Source organism: Nonomuraea sp. NPDC049419, assembly GCF_040676995.1.
In the GTDB taxonomy this organism is placed as follows: domain Bacteria; phylum Actinomycetota; class Actinomycetes; order Streptosporangiales; family Streptosporangiaceae; genus Nonomuraea; species Nonomuraea salmonea.
Map to the genome: position 1 here is coordinate 588457 of NZ_JBFAQB010000003.1, position 12553 is coordinate 601009.

Consider the following 12553-nt stretch of genomic DNA (forward strand, 5'->3'; position numbering starts at 1 on the left):
GCCGCGGACGGCGCTGCCGGCTGGGCACTCACACGCAACCTCCGATCAAGGGTGTTAAGGGAAGCAACTGGGATACTTTACATGCTCAAGTGGCAACTTTGCGCATTGAGCATTTATTCCCAACGGGTAAACTGTGGCGCACCATGGGAAGTACAGCAGGGTTGCGCGAGCGCAAGAAGGCCGAGACGCGGCGAGCGGTGCACGAGGCCGCGCTGCGGCTCACCGTCGACCACGGGCTCGACAACGTCACGGTCGAGGCCATCGCCGACGCCGCCAACATCTCGCGGCGGACGTTCTCCAACTACTTCGACGGCAAGGAGGACGCGCTGCTGTACGGGGACGAGCAGATCCTCGGCACCCTCGTCCACCGCCTGCGCGCGCAACCCAGCGACCGCTCCGCCTGGCTCGCGCTGCGCGGGGCGGTGGAGAGCCTCTTCGAGGAGTACGGCGGGCCCGACCGCGAGTGGCACCTGCGCGCCCGCCTCGCCATGCGGCACCCGTCCCTGCTCGCCCGGCAGGTCACCGGCCGGATCCGGCTGGAGCACGACCTGAGCGAGGCGATGGCCGAACGCGAGTGCCCCGTCGAGCCCCGGCTCGTCGCCGCCGTGTTCATGGCGGCGCTGCGGGTGGCGAGCCAGCAGTGGTGCGCGGAGCACGAGACCCGCGAGCTTCCCGAGCTGATCTCCCGGGCCCTCGACCAGGTGACGCAGCCCTTCACCTGATCCCCGGAAATCGGCTCTTGTCGCGGAAGGGGATCGCGGAGACACTCCGGGCGGGGGATGGTCACGGGCCGGAGGGGTGCTCATGCGGGGTATGAGGTGGCGGGCCGCGATCGCCGCGCTGCTGCTGACGTTCACCATGGGGGCCGCGGCGGCGCCCGGCGGGCGGGAGGCGTACGAGATCTGGCTGGTCGACCAGTCCGACACGAACGGGCTCGCCCACGGCGGCACCATCCACATCTACGACGGCCACGACGTCACCCGCCGCCTGTCGGACGCCCGCCCGTCGGACGTGATCGACCTGGGCGGCGCGACGTCCGCCCTGTGCCGGGCGAGCACGGGCCGTGACCCGGTCAGGCCGCACATGCTGGTCTTCAGCCGGCGCGACACGCACGCGGCGCTCGCGTTCGTCGCCAGCGGGCATGTGGTCGTCTTCGACGCCCCCGCGAGGCGGCCGCTCGCCTGCTTCGCCACCGAGACCGGCGCGGGCGGGGCCCGCCAGGCGCACGCGCTGTGGCCCACGGGCGACGACCGCCACCTGATCATCGCCAACCAGAACGGCAAGAAGCTGGAGCGCATCCGTACGGACTACGCGACGAACACCTTCATCCAGGAGCCCGCCGCCACGCTCGACCTGGCCGGCTGCACCACCCCGAGCGGCGCCCCCTGCGAGGCCCCTGGGCTGCGCCCGGACAACGCGCCGATCTGCCCGTTCATCGCCTCGGACGACGGGCCCGTCTTCATCAGCCTGCGCGGCGGTGGCCTGTTCGTCGTGGACTGGCGCCGTACGCCGATGGCCATCGCCGGGGAGTACGACGCGGCGCACGTGCCCGCCAACGGCTGCGGCTTCGCCGAGGCGCACGGCCGGGTGTTCGGCGACGGGGGCGGCGGCACCCCGGCCAACCTCGACCAGTTCACCGTCTTCCGGCTGCCGCGCACCGGCTACTCGGCCGCGAACCCGCCGAACACGCCGCCCGTCGAGCGCCTCTACGACGACGAGGCGCCGGACCGCGACGCGCACGGCACCGTGGTCAGCGCCAAGGACCGGTACGTCTGGGTGGGCGACAGGGACGCCAACGTGGCGGAGGTCTTCGACGGCCGCACCGGCGCGCACGCCGGCACGGTGCCGCTGACGTCGAGATTCAGCGCCGACCCGACGGTGGACCTGTTCGCCTCGTCGCCGGACCGCGCCTGGGCGTTCGCCTCCACGCGCGGCCCGAACCCGCTCTCCGGCGACCCGCACTCCTCCCACGGCACCGACCCCGGCCTGCTGATCCTCCGCCTCACCGGCGACGGCAGGACGGGTCAGGTACGCGGCCTGATCCCCATCACGAACGTGGACGCGGGCGGTGTCGAACGCGCCGACCCCCACGGCATCCGCATCCGCCGGACGTCATGAACCGTCATCCGGCGGGGGCGGGCAGCACGATCGCCGCGAGAACCAGCCCCTCGGCCGCCAGCCACCGCCCGGAGAACTCCTGCACCGCCCGCCCTCCGACCTGCGGCCCTTCGACGAGCAACCGCGCACGAAAGCCCCCGGCGACCGCGCCCGCTACACATCCCGTCCCCGGCGGCGTCGCTCCTGGCGCCGTGGCCGGGCCGATGGTGAGGTCGATGCGGGCCTCCTCGAAGCCGAGCCACCGGCCCGTGAGCGGATACCAGGTCTTGTAGACGGCCTCCTTGGCGCAGAACAGCAGCCGCCCCCAGCTCACCCCGCCGTCGCCCGCCTGCTTCCTGACGAACGCGGCCTCCTCGGGTAGCGCGACCGTGTCGAGCACCCCGTCGGGCAGCGGCCCGTTGGGCTCGGCGTCGATGCCGACGGACGCCACCGCCGACGAGTCGGCGGCCACCGCTCCCCGGTAGCCGTCGCAGTGGGTGATGCTGCCCACGATGCCGTCGGGCCACAGCGGCTCGCCCCGCGTCCCGGACAGGATGGGCGCCGGTGGCCGGCCGAGCCGCGCGAGTGCCCGGCGGGCGCAGACGCGGGCCGCGGTGAACTCCCTGCGGCGCTTGGCGACGGCCCGGGCGACCAGCGCCGCTTCCTCGGGGAACAGGCCGCCGTCCGGATAGTCGTCGCCGCGCGACTCGACCGCGACGACCTGCGGGGGAAGGAGGTGGTCGATCACGTGGACACCGGGATCGGGCCGATCATGGCCTCATTGTAGGCGAGCGCCGGGCCCAGAGATCGGCGTAAGTTGGGTGGACTTCTGATGATTCGTGCCACCCGCCTGGAGGACGACATGCCCGCCCGCGCCGCCGCCGACCGCGAGCCGTGGATCCGCTCCCTGCGCCCGGCCCCCGGGCACGCGGTCAAGCTGCTGTGCTTCCCGCACGCCGGCGGCTCGGCGAGCTACTACGTCCCGCTGGCGCGCAGCTTGCCGAAGTCCGTCGAGGTGTACGGCGTGCAGTACCCGGGGCGGCAGGACCGCTTCGCCGATCCGATGATCGACGACCTCTTCGTGCTGGCCGAGCGCATCCATGAGGTGCTCACCCCGCCGCTGGACGGCCCGGTCGCCTTCTTCGGCCACAGCATGGGGGCGACGGTCGCGTTCGAGGTGATCAGGCTCATGGAAGGCAAGGGCCAGACCCCGCCCGTACGGCTGTTCGCCTCGGCCAGGCGGGCGCCGTCCCGCTCGCGCGACGACGGCGTGCACCGGCTCGACGACGAAGGATTGGTGGCCGAGGTGAGCGCGCTGAACCCGTCAGCCGCGCACGCCTTCGCGGACGCCGACTTCCTCTCCATCGTGCTGCCCGCGCTGCGCAACGACTACCGCGCCGTGGAACGCTACCGCTGCACGGAGGGCGCGACCGTGAGCTGCCCGATCACCACGTTCCTGGGCACGGAGGACCCGAAGGTGACCGAGCCCGAGGTCCGCGCGTGGGCCGAGCACACCACCGCCGGCCTGGACCTGGAGCGCTTCTCCGGCGGCCACTTCTACGTCGAGGATCACTGGCCGCGGCTGGCCGCCGAGCTGACCCGCAGGCTCACCTGAGCGAGATCGAGTTGCGCCCAACGAAATCGTCAGGGATTCTTGACGACTATGACGTTCAGGTGTGCTGACCTCCCCGACCACGAAGGCTTCGCCGCGCCGGTGCTCCCCGGCGGCGAGCAGGCCCCGACCTCGCCCGTCTTCACCAAGACGTTCGTCGGCTACCGGGCCTCGTGCTCGTGCGGATGGAGCGACCGTCGCCAGCTGCCGCCCACGTCCGAGGGCGTCAAGGACGCCGAATACCGGTGGTGGAGCAGGCACGTGCCGCCGCTGCTCGCCGCCGCGCCGCCGAAGGAGCTGGTGGTCAAGTCGGACCTGCTGTGCGAGCAGATCGTCCGGCTGGCCGGCGACCGCCCGCTCGCTGCGCTCTCCCTGCTGTCGCAGGTCGAGAGCTGGCAGCGCACACTGCTCGACCAGGCCGTCGCGGGCGCCAGAGCGGCGGGCGCCTCGTGGGCGGAGGTCGGCGAGGCGATGGGCATCTCCAAGCAGGCCGCCCACGAACGCTTCAGGGCCCACACCGACGCCTGAGCCGCCCCGGCCCGGTTATCGGCCCAGGGTCAGCTCTCGACCCACTTGTAGCTCTTCGCGAGCGACGACAGCTCCTGCCTGATGGCCACGATCTGGGTGCCCGTCAGCGTCGGGACCGTCGTGATGAGCAGCTCCGTGATCTCCCGCTTGAACTCCGACTCCGACAGCACCTCGCACAGGTCGTCGCCCGCGTTGCCCTCATGGGAGGGCACGTAGGAGCTCTCGTAGGAGCTCTCGTGGGAGTGCGAAGGCGAGACCGCGGCCCGCTGCCCGACGATGCGGACGTCGGACGCCTTCAGCCCCCGGTCGCCGCCCTCCAGCCGGAACTCCACGACCGTGCCGGGACGTACGGCGTGCTTGTCGTCCAGCAGATCGTTGGCATGCAGGAAGACGTCGGCACCGCCGGTGTCCGGCGCGATGAACCCATAACCCCGAACCTGATCGAACCGCAGGACCCTACCCGTTACCACCAGCACCTCACTCGACCAAACCGCGGGCGTTCCACCAGTTGAACGCCCGTGCGCAGGCTATCGCGCGCCGCAGCGCAGGCACAACGGCCCGCCCCGCGAGCCGGATCACGGCCGCTCGGCGATGAGCCGCACCCCATGGACGACCGCGGCCCGGCCATCGCCACCCGGGACGAACTCCGCACGATGCCCGTCGCCGGCACCCTCCCCGCGGGACTCTGGACCTGGAGCGCGCCATGACCGTGCACTCATGGGCGAAGGCTCCAGCCTCAGGCGGGCACCGGCTGCGGCGGGGTGTCGCCCACGTAGCGCGCCGCCGGTCGGATGATCTTGCTATCGGCGGCCTGCTCCAGGATGTTGGCGCACCACCCGACCGTGCGGGCGGCGGCGAACGTCGGCGTGAACATCGAGCGCGGCACCCCGCACAGCTCCATCACCACGCCCGCGTAGAACTCGACGTTGGTGTGCAGGTCGCGGCCCGGCTTCAGCTCGGCCAGGAGCTCGATGACCCGCCGCTCCACCTCGTGCGCGAAGTCCACCAGGTCGCCGCCGAAGCTCCGCGCGATGCCCGACAGCATGCGCGAGCGCGGGTCCTCGGTGCGGTAGACGGGGTGACCGAAGCCCATGATGCGGTCGCCCGCGAGCACGCGATCACGGACCCAGGCGTCGATGCGGTCGGGCGTGCCGATCGCGTCGAGGGTGTCCAGGGCGCGGCTCGGAGCGCCGCCGTGCAGCGGCCCCGACAGCGCGCCCAGCGCCCCCACCACGCAGGACGCCAGGTCGGCGCCCGTCGAGGCGATCACCCGCGCGGTGAAGGTGGAGGCGTTGAAGCCGTGGTCGACGGTCGAGATCAGGTACTGCTCGATCGCCCTGGCGTGCGCGGGCTCCGGCTCCTCGCCGGTGAGCATGTAGAGGTAGTTGGCGGCGTACGTCAGGTCGTCGCGCGGCTCGACCGGCTCCAGGCCGAGCGAGAGCCGGTGCAGCGCGGTCAGCAGCGTCGGCGTCAGCGCGCTCACCAGCAGCGCGTCGTCAAGGCGCTGGTCGGGCCCGAGGTCGTAGAGCGGCCGCATCCCGAGCACGGAGCCGGCCGCCGACACCGCGCCGCGCACGGTGTCCAGCGGGCCGCCGCCCGCCGTGGCCAGCGCGGGCAGCAGGGGCCGCAGCGCCTCGGGCACGTGACGCAGCGGCAGCGTGCGCTCGGCGAAGCGCCGCCGTTCCTCGGCGGACGGCAGCGCGCCGAGCAGCATCAGGTGCCAGACGTCCTCGAACGTGCGCTTCTCCGCGAGTTCGATCGCGGAGTACTGGCGGTAGTGGTAGAAGCCCTCACGGCCGCGGACGTCGCTCAGACGCGTCTCGGTGACGACGACGCCGCTGAGCCCCCTGGGCACCTCGATGCCGTGTCCATTGCCCGCCGGCGCGGTGGTGCTGATCATGTGGTGAACCTCCTCCGATACCGGCACTCTCCGGCCTGCGCCATGGGCGCGTCAACATTGATTTTCGTCCACATGATCGAGATCACCGTAGGATTTACGGCACTCACCGGATGGCGGCATATTGATTTTCATCAACACGCCAAGGTGATGGCGAGCTGGGGGAACCTCACCCGCCGATGCGTAACGCGGTGGTATAACTACTCACCGTAATCGACCAAGCGTGCCGGTGCGGACACCCCCGGCGCCGTCCCCCCGGCTCTTCCCCCCGAAGGAGCAGCAAGCATGCGCTCGACCCGTGCGTCCCTGGTCGCGGGCGGCACCGCCCTCGCCGCCCTCCTGTTCACTGCCCAGCCCGCCGCTCAGCCTGCCGTGGCCGCCCCGGTCGGCACCGGCTGCCTGGCGTACGGGCAGGTCGGCAGCTATCTGTCCAGGGAGGGCGGGTTGAAGCTGACCCTCTCGCCCGGCTTCCTCGCCGAGCTGCGGCGGGCGGGCATCGGGCTCTCCGCGCTCGGCCCGGTCGAACCGGTGGACGGCGGCAAGGCTCTGTGGACGCCGGTCGGCGAGCGGTACGACACCGTCGCGACGCCCAGCGGCCGGATCTGCCACCCCGGCGGTTTCTCGTTCTCCGACCCCGAGACCAACGTGACGTACGAGATCGACACCTTCCGCGTGGTGTTCGCGGCCACCGGCGGCAGCGCGCTCCTCGCCACCCCCGCCGTCAACGGGCGGCCACGGCCGCGCGGCGAGCTGACGCTGGCCGGCTTCAGCCTCCGCGAGGCCCTCGCGCCCGGCACGTTCGTCCGGCACGGCGGCGGCGTCGGCCCGCGCAAGGTCGCTCTGACCCTGCACCAGGGCTGGGCCGACGACCTCAACCGCGAGCTCGGCACCCGCCTGCGCGGCGGCGCCCACTGGGCCGACCTCGCCATCGCCTGGCAGGGCACGCCCAGCAGGCCGGTCCCCGCCGGGACGTCGCCCGGCCTGCGCGGCATCGAGCTCGTCAACGCCGCCATCCGCCGCACGTCCTGACCTTCCCGTCCCGTTCATCCCCCACCACGAGGACACCCCGATCAGATGAAACGCGTACGGCTCGTGCTGCCCCTGCTGGGATGCGTGCTGGTGGCCTGTGCCTTGATGGCCATGTACGCCCCCACCGGGCTCCTGAGCCAGGAGGAGCCGCCGCCGGGCCCCGTGGGCTGGACGCCGCACGACCTGCCGGACGGCATCGAGGCCGCCCAGCGCCGCCTGAGCCGTCACCCCGGCGACGCGGCGGACTGGGCGAACCTCGGCCACCTGTACCTCCGGCAGGCACTCCGCACCGCGGAGACCTCCTTCCACGCCAAGGCCGAGGCCGCCTTGGAACGTTCCCTGCGGCTCGGCAGGCCCCCCGTCGAGGCCCTCATCGGCATGGGCGAGCTGGCCAACGCCCGGCACGACCACGCGGGCGCGGTCCGCTGGGCCGCCCGCGCCCGCACCGCAGCTCCGAACAGCTGGGCGCTCTACGGCGTGCTCACCGACGCCTACCTGGCGCTGGGCCGCTACGACCAGGCCGAGCGGGCGCTGCGCCGCATGCTCGACGGCCGCCCCGACCTCGCCTCCTTCACCAGGGCCGCCCGCGTCGAACACCTCCGCGGCCGCGTCGGCCCCGCCCGCGAGCTGCTGCGCCGCGCCTGCCAGGTCGCCGGAGACCCCGCCGAGTACGCCTTCTGCCAGTGGCGGCTCGGCGATCTCGCCTGGCACGAAGGCGACCCTTCCGCGGCGCGGGCGGCATACACGCAGGCACTCGCCGCCGACCCTGGACACGTGCCCGCCCGCGCGGGCAAGGCGCGTACGGAGGCCGCGCTCGGCAACCCCGACCAGGCCAGGCGCGACTACGCCACCGCCGTCGCCCGCTCGCCCGCCTACGCCGTCGAGTACGGCGAGCTGCTCGACCACCTCGGCGAGCGCGAGGAGGCCAGGCGGCAGTACGCCGCGTTCGTGGCCCACCACAAGGTGCTGGCCGCCAACGGTGACACCGACCATTACGCCATCGGGGTGTTCCAGGCCGAGCACGGTGACGCGCGCGCCGCCGTACGGCATCTGCGGCTCGAATGGGCGCGGCGGCAGGCCGTCGAGGTCGCCGACGCGCTGGCCTGGGCGCTCCACCGGGCCGGCCGGTCCGCCGAGGCCGCCAGGTACGCCGCCCGCGCCGCCACGCTCGGCGGGCGCAACGCGCTGTTCTCCTACCACCGGGGCGAGATCGAGTACGCCCGCGGCCGCCTCGCCTGGGCGCGCACCCACCTGACGCGCGCCCTGTCCATCAATCCGCACTTCTCGCCGGGCGGCGCCGTGCGCGCCCGCGCCCTGCTGGCCCAGACCGCGTGACCGCTTTCCCCTCCCGGAATGCGGAGTAAACCTCTTAAATTCCGCACAAGCTCTGATAAATGGACGACACGCACAATGCGTCAATGCCGAGGGGGTGTGCTAGCCTGATGGCGTTGCAGTTGTGGTTCCCATAAAAGACTTTGTGTGCGCCTGACAGATTGTAATCTTCGGGCGCATTTTTTGTTCGCCGGTCATTTCCGGATGGGCACATCGTGGCGACACGGATTCCGCAAGGTGCGGATTCCGTCAGATCTGCGCATATCTAAGGAGATCGACATGGCTACTGGCACCGTGAAGTGGTTCAACTCGGAAAAGGGCTTCGGCTTCATCGCCCAGGACGGCGGCGGCGCCGACGTCTTCGCCCACTACTCCAACATCGTCGCCAACGGCGGCTACCGCGAGCTGACGGAGGGCCAGAAGGTCTCCTTCGACGTCGTGCAGGGCCAGAAGGGCCCGCAGGCGGAGAACATCGTCGCCGCCTGACCCGCGTTCCCTGAGCCCGGGCACCTCACCGTGCCCGGGCTCTCGCGTGCCCGCCGATGAGTTCTCGCGCCGTGGACGGTCCAACCTTTCGTAAGCACGATTTCCGGCGCGACGAGAGGACCCACCGCGATGAACGAGGAGAAGACGACCCCCGCCGACCCGACGTCCGGCCGTTCACCCGCCCTCGACCGCCTCGACGTGCTGGTGGGGGAGTGGGAGACGGCCGCCGTCTTCGACGCCGGCTTCTTCGGCCCCGGCAGCCCGGAGGTCGTCGGGCACGGCCGCACCACGTTCGCCTGGCTGAAGGGACGGCGGGTGCTCGCCCAGACCTTCACCAACGACCACCCCGACGCCCCCGACGGCCTCTGCGCCATCGGCCTGAGCGACCAGCCCGAGGTGTTCGTCCAGCACTACCACGACTCGCGCGGCGAAACCCGCGACTACCTGATGACCCTCGAGAACGGCGAGCTGCGCTTCTGGCGCGCGGACCCGGCCTTCGCCCAGCGCTATCGGGGCACGATCACGGCCGACGGCAAGACGATCGAGGGCGCCTGGGAGGTCTCGGAGGACGGCCACACGTGGCGCCACGACTTCAAGCTCATCTACACCAGGGCCGGCTGACGAGATCTCGCAAGCGAAAGGGCCGCTCCCGGGGGAGCGGCCCTGGTGCCTGGGGTCAGGCTCTTCTTCGTGACCACCAGGTGACGCCCCACAGGAGCAGGCCGACCGCCAGCAGGACGCCCGCGATCTCGTACTGGCCGGCCGGGCGGCCGGAGGACCAGGGGAGCACCAGGTAGAGGCAGGTGACCGTGCCCACGACGGGCAGCACCCGGCCCGCCTTGAAGTGCTCGACCCCGGTGTCCTCCCGCCGCAGCACCAGGACGGAGACGTTGACCAGCGCGAACACCGCGAGCAGCAGCAGCGACGTGGTGCCGCCGAGCAGCGCGACGACCGGGCTGTCGGGCACCAGCGAGACGTAGGCGATGAGCAGCAGCGCGATGCCGGTGGTGAACACGATGGACGCGTGCGGGGTGCGCCGCGTCGGGTGCACCTTGGCGAGGAACGGCGGCAGCACGCCCTGCTTGCTCATCCCGTACAGCAGGCGGCTGGCCATCAGCATGTTGATCAGCGCCGAGTTCGCGACGGCGAACATCGAGATGAACGGCATCAGCTCGCCGATCGGCACCCCCGGCGCCGCCGTCTCCACCACCGTCACCAGCGGCGTCTCGCTGTCCGCCAGCGTGCCGACCGGCACCACCGCGACCGCGCAGATCGACACCAGGACGTAGATCAGCCCGGTGATGCCGATGCCGGTGAACATCATCCGCGGGAAGATCTTGACCGGGTTCTTCGTCTCCTCGGCCATGTTGACGGAGTCCTCGAAGCCGACCATGGCGAAGAAGGCCAGCGACGTGGCCGCGCTGACCGCGAGGAACACGCTCTTGTCCTCGGGCGTCTCGAACGCCACCACCCGGGAGAAGTCGGCCTGCCCGCCGGTGATGAAGTAGAGGCTGAGCACGATGACGAGCAGCAGGCCGGACAGCTCGATCGCGGTGAGCACCACGTTGACCTTGACGCTCTCGCCCACGCCGCGCAGGTTGACGGCCAGCACCAGCAGCATGAACGCCATCGCGATCAGCAGGATGACGGTGTTGCCGGCCTCGAAGCCGAAGCCGGTGGCGAGGTTCGCGGCGAAGGCCCGCGAGGCCGCCGACGCCGAGGTGATGCCGGAGCACATCACCGCGAAGCACACCAGGAAGGTCAGCAGGTGTTTGCCGAACGCCTTGTGGACGTAGAGCGCAGCGCCCGCCGCCTCCGGATATTTCGTGACCAGCTCCAGGTAGGAGCACGCCGTGATCAGCGCGACGATGAACGCGATGGCGAACGGCAGCCACGCGGCGCCGCCCACCTCGCCGGCCACCTGACCGGTCAGGGCGTAGATGCCGGTGCCGAGGATGTCGCCGACGATGAAGAGCAGCAGGAGGCCTGGGCCCATCACGCGCTTGAGCGCGGGCTGGCCGTCGCTGCCCGTTTCCGCAGGGCCGGGGGGACTGATCTGTGACATAAGGGTCCTTGTCGTGCGTCAGCTGTACGGCTGCTGGGGGAGGGGAACACGTCCCGCGCGCGGGAACCTCGTGAGACGGGGGACCACGGCGCCGACAGGAGGCTGCTCAGGCCGGACCGGCCGCGTGATCACGACAGTCATCCTGACACTTTACGGCTCCGGTGGTCATCCGTGAATACGTCGTCACGCAGAGTCGGCGCGCGCCTCGGTTAGCGCAGGTCATGGGCGGGTAGCGGCCCTCCGCGAGCATGAACGCGAGCATGATGCCGGGTGCGAACTGGGGGAGTCATGAGCACCTATCGCGACGTAAGCGCGGGGGACGGCCGGTCACGCCTTCCGATCGTCCTCAAGTCGGCAGGGGCGGGGGCCTGTGCGGGGGCCGCGGCCGTGTACCTGCTGGACCCCGCGCGCGGGCGAGCCCGCCGGGCGCGCGTGCGCGACCAGGCCGCGCACGCCACGCACGAGGTGCGGGACGGCGCCGGCGTGCTCAGCCGCGACCTGGGCAACCGCGGGCGTGGCGCGGGCGCCGCGCTGCGCTACCAGGTCAGCGGCCGTTCCGCCGACGACCGGGTGCTGACCGAGCGGGTACGCGCCGAGCTGGGCCGCCACGTCAGCCACCCGCACGCCGTCCATGTCACGGTCGCGGACCACGTGGTGACGCTGGACGGCGACCTGCTGGCCGGCGAGGAGGAGCGGGCCAGGAAGGCCGTGCGCCGCATCCCCGGCGTCAAGTCGGTCGTGGCCCGCTGGACCCCGCATCTCGACCCGACCGGCGTGCCCACGTTGCAGGGGCCTGGCCGGCCCCGCGAGCCCGTGCCCGAGCTGCGGCAGCAGCGCTGGTCGCCGACCGCCAGGTTCATGGCGGGGGTGGCGGCCGCGTACGCGCTGACCGCCGCCCGCCGCCTGCCGGGCCCGCTCTCCTGGGTCGTCCGCACGGCGGGCGTCGCCGTGGCCGCCCGCGCGCTGACGAACCTGCCGCTGCGCAGGCTCACCGGCATCAACGCCGGCCGGAGCGCCGTGGACGTGGCCGAGGCGGTCGAGATCACCGCCCCGCCCGAGGCCATCTGGGAGCTGGTGAGCGACTATTCGGTCTTCGCCCGGGTCATGCCCGACGTGTACGAGGTGCGCCGCTCGCCCGACGGTGAGCTGTCGCACTGGATGATCAAGGGCCCCGCCGGGGTGCCGATCCGCTTCGACGCCACCGAGACCAAGCGCGACGAGGGCAAGGAGATCGCCTGGAAGTCCACCGAGGGGCAGCTCATCGCGCACACCGGGTCGCTGCGGCTGGTGGACAGGGGGCGGGGCAGGACCCGCGTGCAGGTGCGGCTGACGTACAACCCGGTGGTGGGGGCCGCCGGGCACGCGATCGCCAGGCTCCTCGGCGCGGACCCCGGCCACAAGCTGCGTCAGGACCTCGCGCGGCTGAAGCAGCACGTCGAAGGCGAGCACCGGCGGCGCGGCGCCCGCAGGGAGGGCGCCGTCATCGTCGGCGCCTGACGGGTGACGG

At 72.0% G+C, this 12553-nt stretch carries 13 protein-coding genes; 9 read left to right on the forward strand and 4 right to left on the reverse strand.

Translation table 11 applies throughout. The features are described 5' to 3' along the window. Positions 1-143 precede the first annotated feature (143 nt). Both AB0K12_RS12635 and AB0K12_RS12640 read left to right on the forward strand, forming a co-directional pair. A complete protein-coding gene (locus AB0K12_RS12635; protein ID WP_364559124.1) occupies positions 144-722 on the forward strand; it encodes a TetR family transcriptional regulator in 579 nt (192 codons plus the stop codon). 82 nt (positions 723-804) lie between these two features. Continuing rightward, positions 805-2118 (forward strand): hypothetical protein, encoded by a 1314-nt coding sequence (locus AB0K12_RS12640; protein WP_364559127.1) that lies wholly within the window; start codon positions 805-807, stop codon positions 2116-2118. A 4-nt stretch (positions 2119-2122) separates the two neighbouring features. Here AB0K12_RS12640 and AB0K12_RS12645 read toward each other — a convergent pair whose 3' ends face one another. Continuing rightward, entirely contained in the window at positions 2123-2845 is a 723-nt protein-coding gene (locus AB0K12_RS12645; protein ID WP_364559130.1) for a 4'-phosphopantetheinyl transferase superfamily protein, read from the reverse strand. An 84-nt stretch (positions 2846-2929) separates the two neighbouring features. Here AB0K12_RS12645 and AB0K12_RS12650 point away from each other — a divergent pair, with 84 nt between their 5' ends. Together AB0K12_RS12650 and AB0K12_RS12655 are read left to right on the forward strand one after the other, a co-directional pair. Further along, positions 2930-3712, forward strand: coding sequence for an alpha/beta fold hydrolase (locus AB0K12_RS12650; protein ID WP_364559133.1), 783 nt, complete (start codon positions 2930-2932; stop codon positions 3710-3712). 48 nt (positions 3713-3760) lie between these two features. Then, positions 3761-4237: a hypothetical protein gene (locus tag AB0K12_RS12655; protein WP_364559135.1), complete on the forward strand. Its 477-nt coding sequence runs from the start codon at positions 3761-3763 to the stop codon at positions 4235-4237. Positions 4238-4266: 29 nt separating this feature from the next. Here AB0K12_RS12655 and AB0K12_RS12660 read toward each other — a convergent pair whose 3' ends face one another. Together AB0K12_RS12660 and AB0K12_RS12665 are read right to left on the reverse strand one after the other, a co-directional pair. Next, entirely contained in the window at positions 4267-4707 is a 441-nt protein-coding gene (locus tag AB0K12_RS12660) for a cold shock domain-containing protein (protein WP_364559137.1), read from the reverse strand. Positions 4708-4973: 266 nt separating this feature from the next. Beyond that, positions 4974-6137, reverse strand: coding sequence for a citrate synthase/methylcitrate synthase (locus AB0K12_RS12665; protein ID WP_364559139.1), 1164 nt, complete (start codon positions 6135-6137; stop codon positions 4974-4976). Positions 6138-6419: 282 nt separating this feature from the next. Here AB0K12_RS12665 and AB0K12_RS12670 point away from each other — a divergent pair, with 282 nt between their 5' ends. From AB0K12_RS12670 to AB0K12_RS12685, 4 genes are all read left to right on the forward strand, one after another. Further along, complete coding sequence (locus AB0K12_RS12670) at positions 6420-7163, forward strand: hypothetical protein (RefSeq protein WP_364559141.1); 744 nt, start codon at positions 6420-6422, stop codon at positions 7161-7163. Between the two features lie 45 nt (positions 7164-7208). Then, positions 7209-8498, forward strand: coding sequence for a tetratricopeptide repeat protein (locus tag AB0K12_RS12675; RefSeq protein ID WP_364559144.1), 1290 nt, complete (start codon positions 7209-7211; stop codon positions 8496-8498). A gap of 276 nt (positions 8499-8774) precedes the next feature. After that, positions 8775-8981, forward strand: coding sequence for a cold-shock protein (locus AB0K12_RS12680; RefSeq protein ID WP_139637865.1), 207 nt, complete (start codon positions 8775-8777; stop codon positions 8979-8981). A 129-nt stretch (positions 8982-9110) separates the two neighbouring features. Continuing rightward, complete coding sequence (locus tag AB0K12_RS12685) at positions 9111-9602, forward strand: hypothetical protein (RefSeq protein WP_364559147.1); 492 nt, start codon at positions 9111-9113, stop codon at positions 9600-9602. A gap of 55 nt (positions 9603-9657) precedes the next feature. Here the strand turns inward: AB0K12_RS12685 and AB0K12_RS12690 are convergent, their stop codons facing one another. Next, complete coding sequence (locus AB0K12_RS12690) at positions 9658-11046, reverse strand: APC family permease (protein ID WP_364559149.1); 1389 nt, start codon at positions 11044-11046, stop codon at positions 9658-9660. 288 nt (positions 11047-11334) lie between these two features. Here AB0K12_RS12690 and AB0K12_RS12695 point away from each other — a divergent pair, with 288 nt between their 5' ends. Next, complete coding sequence (locus AB0K12_RS12695; protein WP_364559152.1) at positions 11335-12543, forward strand: SRPBCC family protein; 1209 nt, start codon at positions 11335-11337, stop codon at positions 12541-12543. The last annotated feature ends 10 nt before the right edge of the window (positions 12544-12553 follow it).